Raw genomic sequence first — 22,877 nt, 5'->3', positions numbered from 1 at the left:
GGAAGGAGGTGGATAACCTGGACGGGTGCAGATAGGCGTCAACGTTCCCAATTTCGGCCCCGGCACCGACCCCGCCACGCTGCGCCGGTGGGCGCGGACCGTGGAAGGGCTCGGGTTCGACCTGCTCATGGTCTCCGACCACGTCGCGGTCACGCCCGATGTCGCCGAGCAGTATCCGGCGCCGTTCTACGAGCCGTTCACCACCCTGTCGTGGCTGGCCGGGGTCACCGACCGGGTCCGGCTGGGCACGACCGTGCTCATCGCCCCGTACCGGCACCCGTTGCTGGTCGCCAGGATGGCGGCCAACCTCAACGATCTCAGCGGCGGGCGGCTGGTGCTGGGCGTGGGCGTCGGATGGGCGCGGCAGGAGTTCGCGGCGCTCGGGGCGCCGTTCCAGCGGCGCGGGGCGCTGACCGACGAGCTGCTGACGACCCTGCGCGCCGCCTGGGCCGACTCCGGCGACTACCGCGCGGGGACGATCCCGCTCTGGGTCGGCGGCAACAGCGACGCCGGTCTGCGCCGCGCGGTGCGGCTGGGCGACGCCTGGCACCCGCTGCGCAACACCCTGCCGTGGCTGCGCGAGGCCGCCGGCCGGATGAAGGCCGTCGCCGCCGAGGAGGGGAGGCCCGTGCCCGGTTTCGCCCCCCGCGTCGTGCTGCGGCTGACGTCCTCTCCGGTCACCGGCCCCGGCCGGCTCGCCGGCGAGGGCACGATCGACCAGGTGGCGGCCGACCTGGAAGAGCTCGCCCTGCTCGGCGCGGGCACCGTCGTGCTCGACCCGTTCGGCGGCGACCCGCGCGAGACCCTGCGCCCGCAGGCGGCCTGGCGGGACCTCGCCGCCGTGGCCGCCCGACTCTGCCTGGAGACCTCATGACACCCGACGAGATGACACCCGACGAGGAGCGCTTCCTGCGCCGCGCCATCGAGCTGGCAACCGAGGCACGGGCGGCCGGTGACCCGCCGTTCGGCTCGCTCCTGGTGGGCGCCGACGGGACCGTGCTCGCCGAGGACCGCAACACGACGGTCTCCGGCGGCGACGTCACCGCGCACCCGGAGCTGAAGCTGGCCCGCTGGGCGGCCCGCGAGCTGACCCCGGACGCGGCGGCGACGACCACGATGTACACGAGCTGCCAGCCGTGTGGCATGTGCGCGGGCGCGATCGAGCGTTCCTTCCTCGGCCGTGTCGTCTTCGCGCTGTCGAACGAGCAGCTCGCCGCGCTCAAGCCGCCCGCCGCCGGCCCGGGGGTGCGGCTCGACGGGCCGCACCTGCACGACGAGGCGCGGGCGGCCGTGGCGGGCTACTACCTCTGACCGAGGAGGCGCTCCTCCAGCCAGGGCCGCAGGACGGTCAGGACGGTCGCGCCCCGCATCGCTCCCATGTGGTCGAGGCCGTCCAGCACCCGTACGTCCCAGCCGAGGGCTTCGAGCTCGGCACGGCGGCGCAGGAACGGGCCGGCGATGTCGACGCGCGTCCCGCCCCACTTCTCGCCGTACTCGATGACGTCGGCGGAGCCCGCGAAGCACAGCCGCGGGCAGCCGAGCGCGTCCTGGGCGGCCAGGTCGTCGAAGCCGCGCAGCCCCTCGTACAGGGTGACGTACTGCCCGGTCTGCTCGGGTGTGCGCACCGTCTCGACGCTGTCCCAGTCGTGCTCCTCCGCCGCCTTGGCCCAGTCGTAGGTCTCCTGCGAGCTCGGCGCCGGGTTGAGCGCCATCTCGTGGGCGGCGCGGGTGACGGCCAGCATCTCGGCGTACGGCCCGCCGACCGGCGGGAAGCCGCCCATGACCAGGGCGGACAGCCGGTCGGTGCGGATCGCGAGCTGCAGGCCGCTGAGCGCGAGCCACGAGTAGCCGTAGTAGGCGAAGCGCTCCGCGCCGGCGGCGTCGGCCACGGCGAGCAGGTCGGCCGCGACGTTCTCCGGGGTGAGGGTGGCGGCCTTGGGGAACGCCTCGACGTGGCCCTCGTAGTCGAAGGCGACCACGCGGAAGGCGTCGCTCAGCCCGTCGATCAGGGTGCGGCCGATGGCCGGGTCGGCCCCCCACGCGCGCATCCGCTCGGCCTGCTCCCCCTCGACCGGCGTCGGGTTCACGGGCAGCAGGACGACGGGGCCGTCGCCGCGCACCTCGAGCTCGATGGTGGCTCCGTCGTGCAGTTTCGCTTCGGGCACGGGATCTCCTTAAGCCATAAAGAGTTGGTGGGACCACAATAGCTTATGGCGTAAGGAGTTGTTGCGGAGACGGGTGCCGCTGACGCCGGTCGCCGGTACGGTGGCCGCGCCGTCCGGGGTGACGGAGGGACATCCCCACGACGAAGCAGGCGGTCACGATGCGAGCGGCGGCACCATCCGCGTGCGGGCCGCGAGCGGGTCACCGTCGGCCGTCGTCGTGAGGATGTCCACGGTCATGGAGGTGCGATGGTCAGTCGATACGGTCGCGCCGCTCCCGGTCCCTGTCGCGGCGGTACCGGCGCCGGTCATCGCTACGGATGCGGCGCATCGTCCGTCTCTCCCGTACCTCCTTGGCCACGCAGTTGATCCGCAGCCGTTCGAACGGGATGCTGGTGCACGGGATGCCGAGGGTCGCCGGACGCGCTGTCACGTCCGGGGCCTGCTCCACCGTGGGGCCCGAGGCCACCGCGACCTCGGCCGAGCCGGTGACAAGTATCGCGAGCAGAAACGAGCCGACGAGCACGGGGCGTGATCCGCGGGGCATGGCTGTCCCCTCTCTGCCGGTGTGCGGGTGCGTTCCGGCAGTAACCAGTGTTCGGGGGGCGCCGAACCCGTGTCCAGGAAGCTGACCCAGAGCAGAGCGTTCCGGCCCCCATTCGATGCACGGCGCCCGGTCCGTAGATCACCCACGACGATGGAGAGACAGAAAATGTCGGCCCACTAGGGCATATGTCTCCCGAGGGCGACCGGCGCGAGCGCCCCGGCGAGGTTCGCCGTGATCGTGGACGCTCCGCCTGCGACGGTCAGCTCTTGCGCGCGATACCGCCGTACATGAGCCGCTGCCCCACCGTCAGCTCCGCGGGGACGGGACCGTCCGGCCGCCACAACGGGAGCGGTACGACGCCCGGCTCCAGCAGCTCGAACCCGTCGAAGAAGGCCGTGATCTCCGGCTCGGTGCGGAAGCGCCCGGTGCCGAGCAGGGCGAGGAACTTCTTCTCGGCGTCACGCGAGTCCGGGCTCGACGCGCAGAAGTGGGTGACGAACAGGTAGCTGCCGGCCGGGACGGCGTCCATGTAGGCCTCGACGATGCCGCGCGGGTTCTCGTCGTCGTGCAGGTGGTGAAGCACGCCCACCAGCATCACCGCGACCGGCCGGTCGAGGTCGAGGAGCCGCTTGACGGCCGCGTCGCCCAGGATCGCCTGCGGGTCGCGCAGGTCGGAGGTGACGACCGCGGTCCGGTCGTTCTCCGCGAGCAGCGCCCGGCCGTGCGCGAGCACCATGGGGTCGTTGTCGACGTAGACGACCTTGCACGCGGGGTCGGCGCGCTGGGCGACCTGGTGGGTGTTCTCCACGGTGGGCAGCCCGGAGCCGAGGTCGATGAACTGCCTGATGCCCTGCTCCACGAGGAAACGCACGCCGCGGCCCAGGATCTGCCGGTTGTAGGTGGCCACGTCGTAGATCTCCGGCACGACCTTCACGATCTCGGCGACGAAGGCCCGGTCGACCTCGAAGTTGTCCTTGCCGTTGAGAACGACGTCGTAGGCCCGCGCGATGCTGGGCCGGGTGCTGTCGATCGCGCTCTTCCACTCGTCCGGCGTCTCGGCCACGGAGATCCTTCCTCTAGGACGGCACAAGTGATCATAGTGGTGAACGGTGTCATAACGTGCACCCCAATCCGCACAGCCGGTCCGGCTCGTACGCGTTCGCCCCTTCCCCGGCGGCGAGGAGGCTTCCCGGCGGCGCGCATGTCCGCGTGCCCGGTGCGGCCGCACGAGGTGGGGGCGGGTTGGGATTCTTGCGGTGAGATGGTTGTCTTGGCGGAGGAACTACGAGGAGGACCCTGGTGACCCGTCAGATCGTCTCCGTTGTGGGTGGCAAGGACGCCGCCGGCATGAGCACCTACCAGTCCACCAACCCCGCCCGCACCAGCGAGGTCGTGGCCGCCGTCGGGCTGGCCGACGCCGACACGTTCGCGGCCGCCTGCCGGACCGCGAAGGAGGCGCAGCGGGAGTGGGCCAAGGTGCCGCCGCCGGTCCGCGGCCGGGTGATCGCGTCGATCGGGCGGCTGGTGGAGGCCAACGCCGAGAGCCTGGCGCGGCTGGTCACCGAAGAGATCGGCAAGCCGTACGCCGAGGCGCTGGGCGAGGTACGGGAGATCGTCGACACGTGCGACTTCTTCCTCGGCGAGGGACGCCGCCTGTACGGGCAGACCGTGCCCTCGGAGATGCCGGACAAGAACCTGTTCACCTTCCGCAACCCGGTCGGCGTGGCGGCGGTGATCACCGCCGGCAACTTCCCCGTCGCCGTGCCCTCCTGGTACCTGGTGCCGGCCCTGCTGTGCGGCAACGCGGTGGTGTGGAAGCCGGCCGAGTACGCCGCCGCCTCCGGGCACGCCCTCTACCGGCTGTTCGCCGCGGCCGGCCTGCCGGACGGGGTGCTCAACGTGGTGTTCGCCGACGGCGCCGAGACGTTCCGCGGGCTGGAGCGGGCGCTGGAGGAAGGCACCGTGCACAAGGTCGGCTTCACCGGGTCGAGCGAGGTGGGCCGCAAGGTCGGCGAGCTCACCGGGCGGCACCTGCAGTCGGCCTGCCTGGAGCTGGGCGGCAAGAACCCGATGGTCATCATGCCGGACGCCGACCTGGACCTGGCGGTCGAGGGCGCGCTGTTCTCCGGGTTCGGCACCGCCGGGCAGCGCTGCACCAGCCTCGGCACGGTCATCGTGCACGAGAGCGTGCACGACGAGTTCGTCGCGCGGTTCGCGCGGGCCGTGCGCGAGGCCGCGATCGGCGCGCCGGACGGCGACGTGCTGGCGGGCCCGCTGCTCGACCAGAAGTTCGCCGAACGCTACGAGGAGTACCTCACCTGGATCCAGCCGCACCACGAGGTCGTGTCGGGCGCCACCGGCAGGATCACCGCGGACAACCCCCGCGGCGCCTTCACCGGCGAGGGCGGCCTCTACTACCACCCGGTGGTCGTCGACGGCGTGCGCCCGTCGGACCGGCTGTTCCTGGAGGAGACGTTCGGGCCCGTCGTGGGCGTGACGACGTTCCGGACCCTCGACGAGGCGCTCGAACTGGCCAACCTGCCCGGTTACGGCCTGTCGAGCTCGATCTACACGACCGAGGCCACGAACGCCTTCCGCTTCCGCGAGGGCATCTCGGCCGGGATGGTCAGCGTCAACAACTCCACCTCCGGCGCCGAGGCGCACCTTCCGTTCGGCGGCAACGGCAAGTCGGGCAACGGCAGCCGCCAGTCCGGGATGTGGGTGCTGGACCAGTTCACCCGCTGGCAGGCGATGAACTGGGACCACTCGGGCCGCCTGCAGAAGGCGCAGATGGACGTCGCCGACATCACGCCCGACCTGGGCTTCCGCCTCTAGGCCGGCACCCGCCGCCGGGTCTTTTCCACCCGGGTGCAAGAAAGCAATCCCGCCGGGCCGCGTGGCCACCCCCTCCTGACCGCGCGGCCCGCCACGGCGGGCCCGGGCGTGCGAGGATGACGACGTCCCCGACTACGGAACGCAGTCGTGGTGCGACAGTCCGCAGTGGGTGACAGGTTCCCAGGGATAAGAGGGAACGCGGGCCCCATCGGGGGTGCCCGCGTTCCCTCTGCTGACGGTCAGTGCCGGTCTCAGACCTGGCCGGCCTTCTCCAGGGCCGCGCAGCAGGTGTTGACCAGCAGACGGGTGACCACGTACGGGTCGACGTTGGCGTTCGGGCGGCGGTCCTCGATGTAGCCCTTCTTGTCCACCTCGACCTGCCACGGGATGCGGACCGAGGCGCCGCGGTGGGAGACGCCGTAGGAGTACTTGTTCCACGGGGCGGTCTCGTGGTGGCCCGTCAGGCGCAGCTCGATGTCGGCGCCGTACTGGGTGACGTGCTCCATCGGCTTGTCGCCCTCACCGAGCGCCTCACAGGCGGTGATGATGGCCTCGTAGCTCTCGCGCATGGCCTTGGTGGAGAAGTTGGTGTGCGCGCCGGCGCCGTTCCAGTCGCCGCGGGCGGGCTTGGGGTCGAGGGTGGCCTCGACGCCGAACTCCTCGGCCGTCCGGTAGAGCAGGTAGCGGGCGACCCACATGTGGTCGGAGACCTCGATGGGGCCGGCGGGGCCGATCTGGAACTCCCACTGGCCGGGCATGACCTCGGCGTTGATGCCGGAGATCTTCAGACCCGCGGCGATGCAGCGGTCGAGGTGCACCTCGACGATCTCGCGGCCGAAGACGGCCTCGGCGCCGACGCCGCAGTAGTAGTGGCCCTGCGGGGCGGGGAAACCGCCCTCGGGGAAGCCGAGCGGGCGGCTGCCCTTGAAGAAGGTGTACTCCTGCTCGATGCCGAACCACGACTCCTGGTCGGCGTACTGCTCGGCGATGGGGCGCAGCAGGGCGCGGGTGTTGCTGACGTGCGGGGCGCCGTCGATCTCCTCGACCTCGCAGAGCACCAGGACGTTGTCACCGCCGCGGATCGGGTCCGGGCAGGTGAACACCGGACGCAGCACGCGGTCGGAGGAGTGGCCCACGGCCTGGTTGGTGCTGGACCCGTCGAATCCCCAGACCGGCGGCTCGACGCCATCGGCGAGGACCTTCGTCTTCGAGCGCAGCAGAGCGGTGGGCTCGGTGCCGTCGATCCAGATGTACTCAGCCTTGTAGGTCACGACCGGTCCTTTCGGGTTTCTCTCAGCCACGCCGAGTCTTACGGCTGCCCGTTTCCCGGTTTTTGCCCGAATGTGAACGTCGTGTTAATCGCGTGACCGGGCCGTGCCGTGACGGTCGACCACCACCGTGGCGTTCGGCCCGCCCTCGCCGCAGTCGGGCCCGTTGGGGAAGCGCCCCTCGGGGGTGACCTCGATCGCCGTGTCGGCGACCTGCGTCCCGAGCGGGTCGCGCAGCGTCAACCGTATCCGTACGGGCCGCTTCGGCAGTCCCGCGACCTCGGCGAACCCCGTCACGCCGCCGGTCGGCTCCATCCTGGCCGAGCAGCTCTCGCCCACGCAGGTCTGCTCACCGGCCCGCGTCTCCGGATGGAGCTCCAGCGGGGGGTGGTGGCAGGAGCCGTCCCAGCACACCTCCACCTCGGCCGCCGCCACCCTGGCGGCCAGCGGCGGCTCCACGGTCACCCCCACGCCGACCGGCGTGCCGATCATGGTGCATTCGCGCGGCTCGGCGAGCCCGCAGCCGGTCAGGGCGGTGAGAGCGAGGAGCGTGAGGAGGCGGCGCATACCCGTACGACGGTGGCGGCGTCGTGGCGGTTCATGCCGCCGGCGACCGGAGTCGCCTGCCCCGCCCACCGGCGCGCACGTCCTCGGGGCCGGCAGAGCCGCGTGAGCCGTGCGGCGACCGGTCGCAGGCGTAAGGGCGGTCTTCCTCCGCGCGTACGCAGGTGTAGTCAGGCCGACGCCGTCGTCGTGCCCGGCCAGCGCCGGACGGGGCATATGACCAGGTGACACGGCTTGATCGGGTCGCCCCCACGGGTCGGCCTTGCTTGTGACCCGCCACTCGATGATCATGATGGGGGATCTGCGCCCGGCCCGGGCCGGTGGCATCCAACCTTCTTGCAACCTGTCATTGGTTCCTCTCAGAAAGTAGGAAACAGATGAGGATTCCTCCGATCGGGAGCGCCCCATGACAGAGCCAGCGATGGAGACCGTCGATCCCTTCGGGATGACGGCCGAGCGCCAGTTCGCCGACGTGTGGTCACGCGAGGTGCTCTCGACACGCGAACGCCGCCTGCTGCTGCTCGGGCTGCTCGTCGGCCAGGGCATCGACGACCAGGTGGAGGTGCAGCTCGACGCGGCGCTGCGCACCGGCCAGCTCGGCGAGGGCGAGCTGCGCGAGGTCGTCGTCTTCCTCACCCACTACGCGGGCTGGTCGCGCGGAGCGCGGCTGAACACCCAGGTGGAGGAGCTGATCAAGCGGGTTCGGCGGCCTCGATCCGATACACCGGACCCCGCAGGCTGAGCGCGTACAGCTCGCCGTCGCGGTCCTCGCCGAACGACGAGAGCTGCTCCACCTGCCCCACCTGACGATCGCGCGCGGGGTCCGCGACGGGCGTGGCCCTGACCCATCCGGCGCAGAAGTCGCCGTACAGGAACATGCCGCGCAGCCACGGGATCCGCGCTCCCCGGTAGACGAACCCGGCGATCACCGAGCAGTTGCCCCCCTCACCGAGCGGGTAGGTGATCACCGGGTCGGTCAGGCCGCCCCTGTCCGCGCCGTCCCCGTACCGGTCCGCGCCCTCGCGCAGGTTCCAGCCGTAGTTCTCGCCCCCCGTGGAGGACGCCGGCTGGCGGTCGATCTCCTCCCAGCGGTCCTGCCCGACGTCGCCGATCCACAGGTCACCGGTCTCCCGGTCGAAGCCGAACCGCCACGGGTTGCGCAGCCCGTACGCCCAGATCTCCGGCCGCGCGCCCGCCCGGCCGGTGAAGGGGTTGTCCGCGGGCACCCGGTACGGCCTGCCGCCGCGGGGGCGCGGGTCGATACGCAGGATCTTGCCCAGCAGCGTGCCGAGGTCCTGGCCGGAGCCCTGCGGGTCGCCCGAGCCGCCGCCGTCGCCCAGGGCGATGTAGAGGTGGCCGTCGGGGCCGAAGGCGAGCTGGCCGCCGTTGTGGTTGGCGTACGGCTGCCGCTGGGTGAGCACGTCGCGCCGGGCCGTGGCGCGGCGGCCGTCGTAGGCCCACTCGGTGACGTGGGTGGTGCCGGCGCGGTCGGTCCAGTCGAGGTAGAGCCGGCGGCCTGACGGGTCGAACGCCACGCCGAGCAGGCCCTGCTCGTTGCCGCCGCTGACCTCTCCTGACAGGTCCACCACCGTTCCGCCGTCGAGGGTGCGCAGCCTGCCGCCCTGTTCGGCAACGTAGATCCGGTCGTCGCCGGCGCGGGCGGCGAGCGCGACGGGCCGGTCGAACCGCGCCACCTCGGTGAAGCGCAACCGCCCGGCGCCCGGCGCGGCGGTGGAGTCGCCGGTGGGTGCGGTGGTGGGTGCGGTGGCCGGGGCGGGCTCCCTGGCCGTCGGCGTGCCGGTCGTCGGGGCGGCGGGTCCGGTGCCGGAGCACGCGACCAGGGCCGAGCTCACGGTGACCGCCGCGAGCAACGCGGCGAGGGCGGGGCGCATCCCCCCATCCTGCCCCCGGGCGTCCGCGGACGCCGCCGTTCCGGCGAACCACGGTGTCCGCGGGGCGCGGCCGTCCGGGCGAACCACGGTGTCCGCGGGGAGCGGCCGTCCGGGCGGACGCAGGGTCTGCGGGAGCGGCCGTTCCGGCGGACCGCGGGGTCCGCGGGGAGCGGCCGTTCCGGCGGACCGCGGGGTCCGCGAGGCGCCGCCGTCCGGGCGGACCGATGCGGCGCACCGCCCCCACGGATGTTTCCGCCGTCCGTGCCGTGGGCCGGCGGCCCGCGTCAGCGGGAGCCGCCGGCCCGGCCCGGGCCGTCAGGGAGTGACGACGGCGAGCTTGTCGACGTAGTCCTCGGTGACCCACAGGTTGTCGTCGGAGCCGAGGGCGACCTGGAACGGTCCCGACAGCGAGGTGGGCAGCGCGTGCCGGCTGATCGTGCCGGACGTGGTGACGCTGCTGATGTTGGCGGCTCCCTGCTCGGCGAACCACAGGTTGTTGTCCGGCCCCAGCGTGATGCCCCACGGGTAGGCGTTGACGTCGTTGAGCGTGTACTCGGTGAAGGTCCCGGACGTGGTGATGGACCCCACCGCTCCGGCGACGTCGGTGTACCACAGGTTGCCGTCGGGGCCGCCGGTGATGCCGACCGGCATCACGCCCGAGTTCGGCGCGGGGAACTCGGTGATCGTCCCGCTGGGCGTGATGCGGGCGACGCTCGCCGCCAGCGACTGGGTCACCCACAGGTTGCCGTCCGGGCCCGTGGTGATGAGCGACGGGAACGCGCCGCTGGTCGGCAGCGCGTACTCGGTGATCGTGCCCGACGTGGTGATGCGCCCGACCTGGTTGGCGTCGATCTCGGTGAACCACAACGCGCCGTCGGGGCCGGTCGTGATGCCCCACGGGTAGGCGGCGCTGGTGGGGAGGCTGTACTCGGTGATCGTCCCGTTCGTCGTGATGCGCCCGATCTTGTTGTTGACCGCCTCGGTGAACCACAGGGCGCCGTCCGGACCGACGGTGATGTGCGCCGGCTCCGATCCCGCGGTGGGCAGCGAGTACTCGGTGAACACGCCCGCCGTGGTGACCTTCCCGATCTTGTTCCCGTAGTTCTCGGTGAACCACAGGTTGTCGTCCGGGCCGTTCGTGATGCCGATGGGCGTCGCGGGGTTGGTCGGGATGGAGATCTCGGAGATCGTCGGCACGCGCTTGGCCTCGGCGGCGCGCAGGGCGTGCTCGTTGCGGGGCGGGCGCGGGAAGCGGCAACGGATGTTGCGGTGGGTGGGGCGCTGCTTGAGCTTCAGGCAGAGCCGGACCCACGGCCGGATCTGGGTCTCGGCGGCGGAGGGGGGCGCCGAGGCCGACACGGGCACGGCCGCCGTCATGGCCAGGGCCATGACGGCGAGCGGGTATGCGAGGAATCGCGTGCGCTTGCGCAAGAGAATCCTTCCAGGTCGCTGCGGAAAGAACGCACCGAATATCTCGCGGCGCGACCGTCCGCCAGCGGGCTCTCACGTCAGTGGCGGGTCAGGTGTCGCCCAATTCGCGGGCGACCCTCTCAGGCGACCGAATGCACGACGGTGCCCGTGTACGTCCCCATGGGCGCGGAGGCCGGGATGGCGATGACGAGCGTCGGGGTCCAGCTCGTGGACGTCGGCTGGAGCCCCTTGGAGGCGCGGAAGGCCGTCTGTTGCGCGGACAGCGGCACCCGTTGCGCGAAGGTGCTCTGGCCGGGGGTGCGGGAGCCGGAGCCCGAGAACGCGGTCGTGGGACCCGACCAGTACGCGATGTTGGCGTTGGAGATGGTCTGGGATCCGGCCCCGGTGCCGGTGACGAAGTTCGTGGCCGACACGACCGCCCGCCAGTTGCGGTTGCCCGTCCGGGTGTCGTTGACGGTCACCTGGCCCAGCGAGGCGCTGATCATGTTGCCGGCGCGCGTGGCGCCCATCAGAGCCGTGTTCGCGACGATGATCTCCAGGGGGAACACGCGCTGCACCACCAGGGTCTGCCGGGCATTCGCGGCGGCCCAGGCCGTGGCGTCGCCGAGCGCCGTGGCCAGCACCAGCGAGACCGCCAGTGAGGGGATCGTCCGCACCTTCCTCCTCTGCCGCCGCCAAACCCGATCTCGTGCAAGGGCATGTGAAAGACCGATGGGCAGCCTAGGCCGCCGGAACGCCGCCCCCTCCGCCAGCCACGCCCGTGGATGGCAAACAGCGCGCAAGGAGAAGGCGCGGAAAGCACCGGATCCCAAGGATCGGCAGATCACGACAAAGGAGTGACCTGGCACGCGTGGCCGCCGTTTCCCCTTCGCGCGCGCGGAGCAGGATGTGATCACGTACATCCGCTCATGACCGGGAGCGGGCTTTTCTGGGGGGATGGGCAGTGCTCAAGAGCCGTTTCGGCGCCCTTTGGGTGGGCGTTTCCGCTGCGATGGTGGCCACGGCGGTCGCGGTGCCCTCGTGGGCCGGCACCTGCGCGCCGTCGACCACGTGCCCGACGACGGTGACGTTCACGGTGTCCGCCGGTGACGGACTGGAGATCTCCGTTCCGGACGGCCCTGTCAGCATCGGGACAGGAGGCGCGGGATCCCAGGTGTCCGACGAGATCGGCACGGTGACGGTGGTCGACGACCGGGCCGCGCTCACCGCGACGTGGATCGCCTCGGTGACCGCCACGGACTTCACCACCGGCGGCGGCACGGCGGCCGAGACGGTGCCGAACACCGCGGTCCGCTACTGGTCGGGGCCCGCAACGTCCACGACCGGCACCGGCACCTTCGTGGCCGGCCAGCTCAACGCCGCCTCGGCGGTCGTCCTCGACCAGACGCGGACCGCGTTCAGCAAGACGACCGGGTCCGGCAACAACTCCGCCGCCTGGACCCCGACCGTCGTGGTCGACATCCCCGCCGGCGCCGTGGCGGGCCTCTACACCGGCACGGTGAGCCACTCCGTTGCCTAGCCCCCGTTTCCTGCAGGCGGCGGCTCCGGCACTTCTCGCGATCCTCCTGCACGGTACGGGCGCGGCCCCGGCCGCGGCGCTGCCCGGCGGGACGCCCGACCGGGCGACCGGAGAGGCGGCCATCAGGGCGGCCGACAAGGACGCCGGCGGCGCCGGGACGGTGGGCATCCGGCTGGTCGAGGTTCCGGCCAGCCGGCTCGACGACCCGCGGGCACGCTCGTACATCGTGGACCACGTCAACCCCGGCTCGACGATCAGGAGAAGGCTGGAGGTCGCCAACAGCTCCTCCGAGCCGGTGCGGGTGAAGGTGTACACCGGCGCCGCGAGCGTCGGCAAGGGCGGGTTCACGTTCGCGCCGGAAGGCGCCACCAACGAGTTGACGTCCTGGATCACGCTCGACCGGGCCGAGCTGGAGCTCGGCCCGCGCGACCGGGAGACGGTCCGGGCCAGCATCGCCGTGCCCAGGACGGCCGTCAAGGGCGAGCGGTACGGCGTCATCTGGGCGCAGGTCTCCTCGGACGCCCCCGGCCCGCGGGGCAACGTCGCCCTCGTCAACCGGGTCGGCGTGCGCGCCTACCTGGACGTGGGCCCCGGCGGCGACCCGCCGACCGACTTCACCGTCGGGAAGATCATGCCGCGGCGCACCGAGGACGGGCGGCCACGGATCGTGGTCACGGTCTCCAACACCGGGGAGCGGGCCGTCGACCTCGACGGCGAGGTGGCACTGTCCGACGGTCCGAGCGCGCTGAGGGCGGGGCCGTTCCCCATCGTCCGCGGCACCACCCTGGCCCCCGGCGACAGCGGCGAGGTGGAGGCGGTCCTCGGCCGGGACCTGCCCAACGGGCCGTGGACGTTCCGGCTCACGCTGCACAGCGGCCAGGTGGAGCGCACCGTGTCAGGCAGGCTCACCTTCCCGGACCAGCCCGGCACCTGGGGGCTGCCCGCGTCGGTCGACTCGCCGCTCGGTCTCGCCGCGCTGCTCGCCGTCGTGCCGGCGCTCGCGGCCGTGACGATCCTGTGGCGGCTGCGCGGCTCCCGGCGGCGGAAGGCCGCTCTCGCGAACGGCCGGCCCGGCCAGGACGGCCGGGGCGGGTAGACCGGCCGTTCCGGACGTGGTCGTCGAGAGGTCAACCCTGGCCGCCCGGAATGCGATCCTCACACCCGGCGACCGGCGTAGGTGCGATGCCTGTTGACAGGGCCCTGCCCGGCCGGAAAAGATACGGTCGTCCGTACAACTTAGGATGGACGACATGACCGACTGGGAACGTCGGCTGGCCCTCGACCCGTCAGCCGCTGTGCCGCTCTACTACCAGCTGCGTGAGCGACTGCGGGCCGTCATCCGCGACTGCGAGCCCGACACCCTGATCCCCGCCGAGAAGGACCTCATGGTCTACGCCGGCGTGAGCAGGGCGACGGCTCGCCGGGCGATCGGCGACCTCGTCCAGGAAGGGCTGCTGATCGCCCGCCAGGGCAGCGGCACCTACACCGCGCCGATGGCCGTGGCCCCCGAGCTGGGCGCGCGCCCGGCCGGATTCACCGAGACGATGGCCCGGCTCGGCCGCAAGCCCACGACCCAGGTGCTCAAGGCCCACCGGCAACCGGCGGGCACCGACGTCGGCGTCGCCCTCGGCCTCGACGAGACCCAGGAGATCGTCTTCATCGAGCGGCTGAGGCTGATCGAGGGCACGCCCTGCATGCTGGAGAGCGCCCACCTGCCTGCCGACCTGGTGCCGGGCATCCTCGACGAGGACCTGACCGGCTCGCTCTACGACCTGCTGCGCATGAAGTACGGCCTGTCCCCCGCGAGCGGCAGGGAGACGATCGGCGCGGTCAACGCCGACTACCGGCTCGCCGAGCTGCTGCGCGTGCCGATCGCCGCGGCGCTGCTGGCCACCGCCCGCAGCACCAGCGCCGCCAGCGGGGTCGCGCTCGAATACACCATCCGCCACGCGCGCGGTGACTTCGCCGTGTTCTCCGTGGAGCTCAACGACGCCAAGAACGCCCTGATGGGCCAGTAACCCCCCTCGCCGGATCCCGGTGCGGCGCCGCCGCACCGGCGGCGAAGCGCTGCCTTCCGGAGGTTGAGCATGACCATGATGACCCGGCGCCGCCTGCTCGGAGCAGCCGCACTGACCACGACGGCCGGCCTGCTCGCCGGCTGTGGCTCCGAACCGGAGGCCACGGTGCCGGCTGACGGCGTCCCGCGGGGCAAGCTGTCCGTCTGGCTGCACCAGACCAAGGCGTACGACGCGGTGTTCACCTCCCTGCTGCACAGCTACCTCCAGGAGTTCGGCGGCGTCGACGTCACCCCGCTCTACGTGCCGGTCGACAAGCTCGACGCCAAGCTCCTGACCGCCTTCGCGGGAGACGCTCCCCCTGACCTGTTCAAGATCGGCGGCTGGACCGTGGCGGGCCACGCCCGCAAGGGCCGGCTCGCGCCGGTCATCCCCAAGGCCATGGGGGTGAGCGACGAGAAGGCGCTGGTCGCGACGTACGACCAGAGCGCCGTCTCCTCGCTGTCCTATCAGGGCAAGCTCTACGGCGTCCCGATCGACTACACGATCTGCTGCCTGTACTACCGCAGGGACAGGTTCGCCGAGGCCGGGCTCGACCCGGACAAGCCGCCCACGACGTGGGAGGAGGTCGCCGAGTACAGCAAGCGGCTCACCTCCGCCGACGGCAGGAAGGTGGGCCTGCAGTGGATCCTGGGCAACCCCCAGTGGACGGTGATGCAGTTGCTCGCCCTGGTGCGAGGGAAGGGCGGCGGGATTCTCAGCGCCGACGCGGGCACGGCCACGCTCGCCACGGACGCCGGGATCGAGGCGCTGCGCTACTACGGCGGCCTGGGCAACGCGAAGCTGTCGAACCCGCTGTCGGGATTCGGGCTGTTCGCCACCGGCGAGGCGGCCATGGTGGTCTCCGGGCTGTTCGCGATGGACCTGTTCCCCGCGCTGAACAAGAAGCTCGTGTTCGGCAGGTCCTTCGACATCGCCCCGCTGCCGCGCTGGGACGGCGGCCGGCCGGTCGCCCCGGCCTACACCTGGGGCTGGGCGGTCGCCGAGCAGTCGAGACTGCAGTACACCGCCTGGCACTTCATCGACTACTTGCAGCGCGCGGACGTCGCGGCCAGGCAGCTCATGGACGCGAGCCTGCTCACCCCGGTCAAGGGCTGGGAGAAGCTGCCCAGCACGGACACCAAGGCGATGGAGATCATGGCGGCGGCCGCCCCGCACGCCGACTTCGGCCCGCAGACGCCCGTCTGGCAGGAGATGGCCAAGTCGCTGACCGACGCCGCCGACGCGGTGGCCTTCGGCAAGAAGACGGCCGAGCAGGCGGCCGCGGACTTCGACCAGGCGATGAGGAGGGCGCTGTGACGCTGGCCGCCCGCCTGGACCGGACGGCCCCCACCGTGTCCGGCCGGGGACAGCGGTGGGCCGAGGCCCGCGCGGGAAGCCTGCTGGCGCTCCCCGCGGCGGTCTACTTCCTCGTCTTCTGGGTCGTGCCGTTCGCCGGCGCCGTCTACCTCAGCTTCACCAGCTACGAACTGGCCGGCGTGCCCGAGTGGACGGGGCTGGACAACTACCGCAGGATGCTCGACGACCCCGGCTTCTGGAACTCGGCCGAGGTCACCGCGGTGTTCACGGTCGCGTCCGTGGTCCCGTCGATCGTGCTCGGGCTCGCGATCGCCGTCCCGCTGAGCAAGCCCGGCCGGCTGAACGGCGTCCTGCGCGCGCTGGTCCTGATCCCCGCGGCGATGCCCCTCGTCGCCACCTCGACGGTCTGGTCGGCGATCTTCGCGGACCACGGCCTGGCCAACACGCTGATCGGCCTCGTCGGAATCGAGCCGAAGCCGTGGCTGACCGACGAGGGGCTCGCCCTGTGGGCACTGGTCGTCATGACGACCTGGAAGCACCTCGGACTGTTCGTCATCATCCTCACCGCGGGGCTGCAGGGGCTGCCGAGCGAGGTGTTCGAGGCGGCCGCGCTCGACGGCGCCGGCCCGCTCCGGGCCTTCGCCCGGATCACGCTCCCGCTGCTGCGCCGGACGCTGCTGTTCGTGCTGGTCATCGCGGTGATCGGGGCGATGCAGTCGTTCGTCCCCGCCTTCCTGCTCACCAAGGGCGGGCCGGCGGGCGCCACCGAGGTCCTGCCGCTCTACCTGTGGGCGACGGGCTTCGGGTTCGAGCGCATGGGCTACGCCTCGGCGATCGCCATGGTGCTCCTCGTCGCCATGCTCGCGCTCTCGCTGCTGCAGTTCGGCGTGCTCAAGGGGGGCGACGACGGATGAGGGCGCTGCGCGGCACGTTGCTGTCGCTGGTCGTGCTGGTCATGCTGCTGCCGGTCTACGCGATGTTCGCCCTCTCCTCGGCCTCCGACGCGACCGATCTGGGCGGGCTCGCCTTCGACGCCTCCCAGCTCGGCGAGCACCTGTCCCAGCTGTTCGCCGAGGGCGGCTTCCCGCTCTACCTGCGCAACAGCATGATCCTCTCCCTTGGCGTCGCCCTCCTGGAGGTGGTCTTCTCCGGGGCTGCCGGCTACGCCCTGGCGCAGCTCACGTTCCCCGGCAGGCGGATGCTGTTCGCGGTCGTCGTGGGGACGCTGTCGCTGTCGCCGATCGTGGTGCTCGTGCCGATGTACCTCGTCGTCAGGCAGCTCGGCTGGATCGACTCGTTCCAGGGCATGATCGTCCCGTTCATGATGAGCGCGTTCGGCGTGTTCCTCGTCCGCCAGTTCGCCCTCTCCGTGCCGCGGGAGCTGCTGCTGTCGGCGCGCGTGGACGGCGCGGGCGAGCTCCTCATCTTCCTGCGGGTCGGGGTGCCGCTGCTGCGTCCGGCGCTGCTCACGCTCTTCCTGTTGCAGTTCCTCGCGCAGTGGGACAACCTGCTCTGGCCGCTCGTCGTGGCCAACGATCCCCGTCTGTGGCCGCTGCCCGTGGGCCTGTCGCAGCTGCAGACGGAGTACGACTTCAGCATCGGCCTGGTCAGCACCGCCGCCCTGGTCACGGCCGTGCCGCCCCTGGTGCTGATGTTCGTCCTGCAGCGCTACTACGTGGCCGGGCTGACGCTGGGAGGCGTGAAGAAGTGAGCGCATTCGGCGCATGGACCACCGCGCACGGGTTGCCCGCCTTCTCCTACACGATGGACCAGGAACGGGATCCGCGTGCCGAGTGGGACCCCATCCTCGAACCGCCCACCCGGCGGCACGCCGTCCACCTGGGAAACCGGCGGATCACGCTGGTGGCCGACAACTACGGCCGGAGCGGCCTGTTCGACGAGCACACGGCCCTGCGGTGGCTCACGCGCGAGACGGGCGTCACCCGCGTAGGCGAACTATCGACGGATATTTCGGGATCCGAGCGGATATTCGGGCCGACGTTCGTGATCGTCCGGGTGGCGGACGACCGGGTGTCCCTGGAACGCACCGTGCTCTGCCCCGAGGGCGAGGCGCCGTGGGTGCTGATCCGGCTGCGCGTCCGCAACCTGCTCGGCGAGCCGGCCCGGCTGACGCTGACCGAGGAGTGGGCGGCGAGACCCGCCCAGGTCAACCTCGTCAGCGGCGCGGGGCCGGGCGAGGACCCGGGACTCGAACTGGAGCTGCTCGGCGGGGCGGACCCGTGCAGGACCGGAACGGGGCGACTGGCCGTCCCCCTCCTGCTCGCCGCCCACGACGAGCGGGTGGTCGAGCTCAGGTACGGCCTGCTCGACGACACGGCGCCGTCGTTCGAGGGCAGCCTGGCCGCCCTGCGCGACCGCCTGCCCCGGGCGTCCGCGCCGCGGGCGCCCGAGGCCGAGCGCGAGATCCCGTGGCACGCGGCGCTGCTGACCGGCGGAGCCTGCGCGGACGGCGTGCTCGGCGGGCACACCCTCGACCAGGGATCGTGCTACTCCTTCAGGCACGGCTTCAACGGCGCCGCCCGCGACCCGCTCCAGCACGCGCTGCCCCTGGTCCACATCGAGCCGGACCTGGCCCTGTCCGTGCTGCGCAACACCTGCGCCTGGGGCAGCCCCGACGGCGACCTGCCCTACGCCCTCGGACCGGACAAGCAGCCGTGGACGGACCTGTTCCGGCCGTCGGACCAGAACCTGTGGGCGCTGTGGCTGGCGGCCGAGTACCTGTCCGCCACCGGCGAGGAGGCGGCCTTCCGCGAGCCCGTGCCGTACCACCCGCTGCACCGCGCCGCGCCGGTCCCGCTCGGCGAGCACCTGCGCAGGCAGTTCAGGTTCTTCACGGACGTGGTCGGGCGGGGGGAGCACGGCCACGTGCGGATGCTGAACGCCGACTGGAACGACATGGCCATCACCGAGAGCGGGGTCGACCGCGAGCTGATGATCGCTCAGGGCGAGTCCGTCCTGAACTCGGCCATGGCCGCCTGGGTGCTGCCGCGGTACGCGGTGCTGGCCGAGCGGCTCGGCGACCCGGTGACCGGGAGAGAGGCGCGCGAGCTCGGCGAGGAACTGCGCGGGCTGGTGGCCGGGGAGTGGAACGGCCGCTGGTTCCGGCGCGCCCACGGTCCCGGAGCCGTCGTCGGCGACTCCGACATGTGGCTGGAGGTGCAGCCGTGGGCGATCCTGTGCGGCGCCGCCCCGCCCGGCCGCGCGGTGGAGCTGCTGCGGAGGATCGAGGCCACCGCCGCGGCCGGTTCGCCGCTGGGCGCCCGGCTGCGCTGGCCCGTCCGGGACCGGTACGGCCCGGGCGGCGTCGGCACGATCTGGTACGCGATCAACATGACGCTCGTCTGGGCCGCCGCCCGCCACGTTCCCGAGCTGGGCTGGCAGTGGTGGCGGCGGATGTCCCTGACCGCGCACGCGAACGCCTACCCGGACGTCTGGGAGGGCACCCTGTCCGGGCCCGACGCCTATCTGGCGCCCGAGACCCACCGGCCCGGCCGCACCTGGGACCTCGCCGACCTCGGCATCGCCATGCAGGCGTATCCCGTCGCCAACCTGCACAGCCACGCCCAGCCGCTGCTGGCGTACCTGCGGCTGCTCGGCGTCGAGCCCTTCAGCACGCGCCCGCCGACGGGTGACGGCGCCCGGTTCGCCTCGCGCGCCCTGACGGTCGGCCCGTGACGCGCCCCACGGGCCGAGCCGGGACGCGGCTCGGCGTCGACGTCGGCGGGACCGACACCAAGTGGGTGCTGCTCGACGGTGACACGGTGGTCGGCTCCGGCGTCGCGGCGACGCCGCCGGGCCCCGACGAGACGATGGAGCTCGTGGCGGCGCTGGCCGCCCCGCACGTCCGGAGCATCGGGATCGGGCTGCCCGGCCACGTGGACCGGGACACGGGCACCGCGCTGTTCGTGCCGAACCCGCCGGGCGACTGGGACGGCTACCCGGCCGGCCCCCGGCTGAGCGCCCTGACCGGGATGCCGGTGGCCGTGGTCAACGACGCGCGGGCGTTCGCCCTGGCGGAGCTGCGGCTGGGAGCGGCCCGAGGGCTGCCCGACGTGCTGTTCGCCGTTCTCGGCACCGGGGTGGGCGGCGCGGTGGCGCTGCGCGGCGAGATCCTCGTCGGTCCCCGCGACCAGATCGGTGAGGTCGGGCACGTCACGGTCGATCCGTGGGGATCGCCCTGCTGCTGCGGCAACAGGGGGTGCGTGGAGACGCTCGCCGCGGGGCCGGGGATCGTGCGGGCCTTCGGCGCGGGCCCGGCCTCGGCGGTGGCGGCGGCCGCCAGAGCCGGTGACGAGCGGGCCGTGAGCGTGCTCGCCAAGGCCGGCTGGGCGCTCGGCGTCGCGCTGGGCGACGCCGCGTCGCTGTTCGGAGCGCGCGCGGTGGTCGTGGGCGGCGGCGTCTCCGGCGCCCTCGATCTCATGGGCGTCGCCCTGCGGGAGGAGCTCGGGCGCAGGCGCCCGCTCATCGGTGACATCGCGGTGCTGCCCGCCGCCCTCGGCCCGAGGGCAGGGGCGATCGGCGCCGCGCTCTATGGAGGGAGATCTGGATGAAGTGGATACGGCGGGCGATGGAGCTGCTCGGCGAGATCGAGCGAACACAGGAGGAGGCCCTCGCGGCGGCGGCGGACATCGCCTGCTCAGCCATCGGCGGCGGAGGCGTGGTGCACACGTTCGGCACCGGCCACTCCCGGATCGGCGTGGAGGAGATGTTCCCCCGCTACGGCTCGTATCCGGGGTTCCACCCCATCGTGGACCTGTCGACGACGTTCTACACGCAGGTCGCCGGGTCGAACGGGATGCGGCAGGCGATGTTCGTCGAGCGGGTCGAGGGGCTGGCCGACGCCATCCTGGCCAACTTCGAGCTACGGCCGACCGACGCGGCGATCATCTTCAGCGTCAGCGGGCTGAACGCGGTGCCGATCGAGATGGCGATGGGCCTGCGCAAGGCGGGGCTGTCCGTGGTGGCCGTGACCTCGATGCGGGAGACCACAGCCGTCGAGCCCGGCCACCCCAGCGGAACGCGGCTCGCCGACCACGCCCATGTGGTGATCGACCTGTGCACCCCGGTGGGCGACGCGCTGTGCTCCGTGGACGGCCTGGCCGAGCCGGTCGGTCCCGGCAGCACGCTCGCCGCGGTCTCCGTGGTCAACGAGATCAAGGTGCGGACGGCGGAGCTGCTGGTCGCCGGCGGCTGGACGCCGCCGGTGATCTCCAGCGCCAAGCTCGTCGGCGGCCCGCGCTCCGAGGAGCTGTTCGAGGCCGCCTACCTGGAGCACGCCCGGCGCGCCGCCGACGTGCTCAGGAAGCCGGCCGACGTGCCCGGGAAGCCATGAGCGCGGTTCTGGTGGCCGGCTCGGAGGGCGGCATCGGCCGCGCCTGCGTCGAGGCGGTGGAGGAGTCGGGTGTGCCGGCCTTCGGCGTGGACCTGGCCGGCGGGATCGACATCACCCGGCCCGGCGGGGCGGAGCAGGCGCTGGCCGAGGCCGCGGCCGCGCACGGGACGGTCTCCGGTGTCGTGCACGCCGTCGGCATGTCCGGCAGGGCGCTCGGCGACGGCGGCGTGCGCGACTGCACCGACGTGGCGTGGAGCGAGGTGCACCGGGTCAACCACGAGTCGGTCTTCCGGCTGCTGCGCGCGGCGATCCCGGCGATGCCGCGCGGCGGGTCGATCGTGGTGATCGGCTCGGTGCTGGGCACGTCGATCGACGACGACTTCCGCACCGTCGCCTACGCCTCCGCCAAAGGTGCACTGATCCCGTTGATCAGGACCGCGGCCCGCGAGGCGGCGCCGCACGGGGTGCGGGTCAACCTGGTCTCCGCCGGGCTGGTGGCCACGCCGATGAGCCGCCGCGCCCAGACCTCCGAGACCGTCCGGACGAGGCTGCCCTCGCTGATGCCGCTCGGCGCCCGGCTGTGCCGGCCGGAGGAGGTCGCCCAGGCCGTGCTCTGGCTGCTGTCGCCGTCGTCCGGACGGACCACGGGCGCGGTCATCCCCGTCGACGGAGGGTGGCACCTGCGATGAACGAACTGTGGGCAGGCGACGTGGTGGTGGCGGGCGGGGGCAGCGCGGGCTGCGCCGCCGCGGTGGCCGCCGTACGCGCCGGGGCGTCGTGCCTGCTGGTGGAGGCGGCGGGCTTCCTCGGGGGGACGGGGGCCGCGGTCCTCGACACCTTCTACGGGTTCTACTCCCCCGGTCCCGAGGCGCCGCGCGTCGTCGGCGGCATCGGCTGGGAGGTGTGCGAGCGGCTGTTCGAGGCGGGGGCGGCCTTCGAACGGCCCAACACCTACGGCGCGGGGACCGGGGTCACCTACGAGCCCGAGGAGCTCAAGGTCGTCTGGGACTCGCTCACCTCGGACGCCGACGTGCTCCTGCACGCCCGGGTGTGCGACGTCGTGCCGGACACCGGTGTCGTCGTGGAGACCGTGGCCGGCCGGTTCCTGGTCAGGGCCCGGGTGGTGGTGGACGCCACGGGTGACGCCGAGGTGGCCTGGCGGGCCGGGGCCACCCTGGAACGGCCGGGCATGCGGCTGCAGCCGATGACGACCACGTTCCGGCTGGGCGGGGTGGACCCGTCCGCCACGAGCACGGCGGAGCTGCACGCGCTGATGGCGGACGCGGACCTGCCCAGGCGCGAGGGGTCGGTGCACCGGACCGTGCGGGACGGGATCGTGCACACCAACCTCACCCGGGTGAGCGGCCTCGACCCGACGGACCCGTTCGAGCTGTCACGGGCCGAGCGGGAGGGGCGGCGGCAGGTCGGCGCGTACGTCCGCTTCCTGCGGGAGAAGGTCCCCGGCTACGAGTCGGCCGTGCTGCTGAGCACGTCGGCGCGCATCGGGGTGCGGGAGTCCCGCCGGCTGGTCGGGCGGTACGTCCTGACCGCCGACGACGTGCTGACCGGGCGGGACTTCCCCGACACGATCGCCCGCTGCGGCGCGCCGATCGAGGATCACGATTCCGGGTCGGGCACCCGGTGGGAGTACGTGCGCGACTTCCGCACCTACGGGATCCCGTACCGGTGCCTGCTTCCCGTCGAGGTGAGCGGGCTGATCGTGGCGGGACGCTGCCTGTCCGCCACGCACGACGCGCACGCGTCGGCCCGGTCCATGGGCCAGTGCATGGCGATGGGCCAGGCCGCGGGGACGGCCGCGGCGCTGGCGGTGAAGGCGGGCGTGCAGCCCGCGGAGGTGGACGCGGGCCTGCTGCGCGAGCGGCTGCGCGAGGAAGGAGCCCTGCTGTGACGGTCGGCCTGCTGCGGAGGGTG

At 72.5% G+C, this 22,877-nt stretch carries 23 protein-coding genes; 15 read left to right on the top strand and 8 right to left on the bottom strand.

Translation table 11 applies throughout. The features are described from left to right. Nucleotides 1-25: 25 nt before the first annotated feature. Complete coding sequence (locus CXR44_RS09560; protein WP_101784704.1) at nucleotides 26-874, top strand: LLM class flavin-dependent oxidoreductase; 849 nt, start codon at nucleotides 26-28, stop codon at nucleotides 872-874. Next, nucleotides 871-1,311 (top strand): nucleoside deaminase, encoded by a 441-nt coding sequence (locus CXR44_RS09555; protein ID WP_245899018.1) that lies wholly within the window; start codon nucleotides 871-873, stop codon nucleotides 1,309-1,311. Before CXR44_RS09560 ends, CXR44_RS09555 begins: the two co-directional genes overlap by 4 nt. Here the strand turns inward: CXR44_RS09555 and CXR44_RS09550 are convergent. The 3 genes from CXR44_RS09550 to CXR44_RS09540 form a co-directional block, all read right to left on the bottom strand. Further along, on the bottom strand, nucleotides 1,302-2,165 hold the full coding sequence (locus CXR44_RS09550) for an alpha/beta fold hydrolase (protein WP_101784702.1): 864 nt from the start codon (nucleotides 2,163-2,165) through the stop codon (nucleotides 1,302-1,304). The two genes, CXR44_RS09555 and CXR44_RS09550, sit on opposite strands and share 10 nt — an antisense overlap. Before the next feature lie 250 nt (nucleotides 2,166-2,415). After that, nucleotides 2,416-2,709, bottom strand: coding sequence for a hypothetical protein (locus tag CXR44_RS09545; RefSeq protein WP_144069910.1), 294 nt, complete (start codon nucleotides 2,707-2,709; stop codon nucleotides 2,416-2,418). Nucleotides 2,710-2,968: 259 nt separating this feature from the next. Beyond that, a complete protein-coding gene (locus CXR44_RS09540) occupies nucleotides 2,969-3,772 on the bottom strand; it encodes an SAM-dependent methyltransferase (RefSeq protein ID WP_101784698.1) in 804 nt (267 codons plus the stop codon). A gap of 236 nt (nucleotides 3,773-4,008) precedes the next feature. On the opposite strand from CXR44_RS09540, the gene CXR44_RS09535 reads away from it, so the two are divergent. Continuing rightward, nucleotides 4,009-5,544, top strand: a complete 1,536-nt coding sequence (locus CXR44_RS09535; protein ID WP_101784696.1) for an aldehyde dehydrogenase family protein — start codon at nucleotides 4,009-4,011, stop codon at nucleotides 5,542-5,544. Nucleotides 5,545-5,795: 251 nt separating this feature from the next. Here CXR44_RS09535 and glnII read toward each other — a convergent pair whose 3' ends face one another. Together glnII and CXR44_RS09525 are read right to left on the bottom strand one after the other, a co-directional pair. Then, the gene (gene glnII, locus CXR44_RS09530) at nucleotides 5,796-6,815 is read right to left on the bottom strand and encodes a glutamine synthetase (RefSeq protein WP_101784694.1); all 1,020 of its coding nucleotides are present in this window, start codon (nucleotides 6,813-6,815) and stop codon (nucleotides 5,796-5,798) included. Nucleotides 6,816-6,899: 84 nt separating this feature from the next. Beyond that, nucleotides 6,900-7,379, bottom strand: coding sequence for a hypothetical protein (locus tag CXR44_RS09525; RefSeq protein WP_101784692.1), 480 nt, complete (start codon nucleotides 7,377-7,379; stop codon nucleotides 6,900-6,902). A 403-nt stretch (nucleotides 7,380-7,782) separates the two neighbouring features. Between CXR44_RS09525 and CXR44_RS09520 the strand changes: the two genes are divergently transcribed. Continuing rightward, a complete protein-coding gene (locus tag CXR44_RS09520) occupies nucleotides 7,783-8,118 on the top strand; it encodes a carboxymuconolactone decarboxylase family protein (protein WP_180903278.1) in 336 nt (111 codons plus the stop codon). Here the strand turns inward: CXR44_RS09520 and CXR44_RS09515 are convergent. From CXR44_RS09515 to CXR44_RS09505, 3 genes are all read right to left on the bottom strand, one after another. Beyond that, nucleotides 8,069-9,268, bottom strand: a complete 1,200-nt coding sequence (locus CXR44_RS09515) for a PQQ-dependent sugar dehydrogenase (RefSeq protein ID WP_101784690.1) — start codon at nucleotides 9,266-9,268, stop codon at nucleotides 8,069-8,071. The two genes, CXR44_RS09520 and CXR44_RS09515, sit on opposite strands and share 50 nt — an antisense overlap. 315 nt (nucleotides 9,269-9,583) lie before the next feature. Continuing rightward, entirely contained in the window at nucleotides 9,584-10,699 is a 1,116-nt protein-coding gene (locus CXR44_RS09510; protein ID WP_101784688.1) for a Vgb family protein, read from the bottom strand. Nucleotides 10,700-10,818: 119 nt separating this feature from the next. Beyond that, a complete protein-coding gene (locus CXR44_RS09505) occupies nucleotides 10,819-11,355 on the bottom strand; it encodes a hypothetical protein (RefSeq protein ID WP_101784685.1) in 537 nt (178 codons plus the stop codon). A 287-nt stretch (nucleotides 11,356-11,642) separates the two neighbouring features. Between CXR44_RS09505 and CXR44_RS09500 the strand changes: the two genes are divergently transcribed. From CXR44_RS09500 to CXR44_RS09450, 11 genes are all read left to right on the top strand, one after another. After that, nucleotides 11,643-12,218, top strand: a complete 576-nt coding sequence (locus CXR44_RS09500) for a hypothetical protein (protein ID WP_245899017.1) — start codon at nucleotides 11,643-11,645, stop codon at nucleotides 12,216-12,218. Beyond that, entirely contained in the window at nucleotides 12,211-13,314 is a 1,104-nt protein-coding gene (locus CXR44_RS09495) for a hypothetical protein (protein ID WP_180903277.1), read from the top strand. The genes CXR44_RS09500 and CXR44_RS09495 overlap by 8 nt, the downstream gene beginning before the upstream one ends. 154 nt (nucleotides 13,315-13,468) lie before the next feature. Next, a complete protein-coding gene (locus CXR44_RS09490) occupies nucleotides 13,469-14,236 on the top strand; it encodes a GntR family transcriptional regulator (protein ID WP_180903275.1) in 768 nt (255 codons plus the stop codon). 69 nt (nucleotides 14,237-14,305) lie between these two features. Continuing rightward, on the top strand, nucleotides 14,306-15,592 hold the full coding sequence (locus tag CXR44_RS09485; protein ID WP_101784681.1) for an extracellular solute-binding protein: 1,287 nt from the start codon (nucleotides 14,306-14,308) through the stop codon (nucleotides 15,590-15,592). Then, nucleotides 15,589-16,506, top strand: coding sequence for a carbohydrate ABC transporter permease (locus CXR44_RS09480; RefSeq protein ID WP_101784679.1), 918 nt, complete (start codon nucleotides 15,589-15,591; stop codon nucleotides 16,504-16,506). The genes CXR44_RS09485 and CXR44_RS09480 overlap by 4 nt, the downstream gene beginning before the upstream one ends. Further along, nucleotides 16,503-17,303 (top strand): carbohydrate ABC transporter permease, encoded by an 801-nt coding sequence (locus CXR44_RS09475; RefSeq protein ID WP_101784677.1) that lies wholly within the window; start codon nucleotides 16,503-16,505, stop codon nucleotides 17,301-17,303. Before CXR44_RS09480 ends, CXR44_RS09475 begins: the two co-directional genes overlap by 4 nt. Beyond that, the gene (locus CXR44_RS09470) at nucleotides 17,300-19,288 is read left to right on the top strand and encodes a GH36-type glycosyl hydrolase domain-containing protein (RefSeq protein WP_101784675.1); all 1,989 of its coding nucleotides are present in this window, start codon (nucleotides 17,300-17,302) and stop codon (nucleotides 19,286-19,288) included. Before CXR44_RS09475 ends, CXR44_RS09470 begins: the two co-directional genes overlap by 4 nt. Further along, complete coding sequence (locus CXR44_RS09465) at nucleotides 19,285-20,163, top strand: ROK family protein (RefSeq protein WP_101784673.1); 879 nt, start codon at nucleotides 19,285-19,287, stop codon at nucleotides 20,161-20,163. The genes CXR44_RS09470 and CXR44_RS09465 overlap by 4 nt, the downstream gene beginning before the upstream one ends. Further along, nucleotides 20,160-20,945: a sugar isomerase domain-containing protein gene (locus tag CXR44_RS09460; protein WP_101784671.1), complete on the top strand. Its 786-nt coding sequence runs from the start codon at nucleotides 20,160-20,162 to the stop codon at nucleotides 20,943-20,945. Before CXR44_RS09465 ends, CXR44_RS09460 begins: the two co-directional genes overlap by 4 nt. Then, a complete protein-coding gene (locus tag CXR44_RS09455) occupies nucleotides 20,942-21,634 on the top strand; it encodes an SDR family NAD(P)-dependent oxidoreductase (RefSeq protein WP_101784669.1) in 693 nt (230 codons plus the stop codon). The genes CXR44_RS09460 and CXR44_RS09455 overlap by 4 nt, the downstream gene beginning before the upstream one ends. Beyond that, nucleotides 21,631-22,854, top strand: a complete 1,224-nt coding sequence (locus CXR44_RS09450; protein ID WP_101784667.1) for an FAD-dependent oxidoreductase — start codon at nucleotides 21,631-21,633, stop codon at nucleotides 22,852-22,854. The genes CXR44_RS09455 and CXR44_RS09450 overlap by 4 nt, the downstream gene beginning before the upstream one ends. Nucleotides 22,855-22,877: the final 23 nt, after the last annotated feature.

The sequence above is a fragment of the Nonomuraea indica genome (assembly GCF_002850745.1).
GTDB lineage: Bacteria > Actinomycetota > Actinomycetes > Streptosporangiales > Streptosporangiaceae > Nonomuraea > Nonomuraea indica.
Note: the sequence above shows the minus strand (reverse complement) of the source record. Positions and strands in the feature narration are given on the sequence as shown.

Coding starts and splice junctions, on each gene's coding strand:
- CXR44_RS09555 (WP_245899018.1), top strand. CDS start 871: ATGACACCCGACGAGATGACACCCGACGAGGAGCGCTTCCTGCGCCGC.
- CXR44_RS09545 (WP_144069910.1), bottom strand. CDS start 2,709: ATGCCCCGCGGATCACGCCCCGTGCTCGTCGGCTCGTTTCTGCTCGCG.
- CXR44_RS09525 (WP_101784692.1), bottom strand. CDS start 7,379: ATGCGCCGCCTCCTCACGCTCCTCGCTCTCACCGCCCTGACCGGCTGC.
- CXR44_RS09520 (WP_180903278.1), top strand. CDS start 7,783: ATGACAGAGCCAGCGATGGAGACCGTCGATCCCTTCGGGATGACGGCC.
- CXR44_RS09515 (WP_101784690.1), bottom strand. CDS start 9,268: ATGCGCCCCGCCCTCGCCGCGTTGCTCGCGGCGGTCACCGTGAGCTCG.
- CXR44_RS09490 (WP_180903275.1), top strand. CDS start 13,469: ATGACCGACTGGGAACGTCGGCTGGCCCTCGACCCGTCAGCCGCTGTG.
- CXR44_RS09485 (WP_101784681.1), top strand. CDS start 14,306: ATGACCATGATGACCCGGCGCCGCCTGCTCGGAGCAGCCGCACTGACC.
- CXR44_RS09475 (WP_101784677.1), top strand. CDS start 16,503: ATGAGGGCGCTGCGCGGCACGTTGCTGTCGCTGGTCGTGCTGGTCATG.
- CXR44_RS09460 (WP_101784671.1), top strand. CDS start 20,160: ATGAAGTGGATACGGCGGGCGATGGAGCTGCTCGGCGAGATCGAGCGA.
- CXR44_RS09455 (WP_101784669.1), top strand. CDS start 20,942: ATGAGCGCGGTTCTGGTGGCCGGCTCGGAGGGCGGCATCGGCCGCGCC.
- CXR44_RS09450 (WP_101784667.1), top strand. CDS start 21,631: ATGAACGAACTGTGGGCAGGCGACGTGGTGGTGGCGGGCGGGGGCAGC.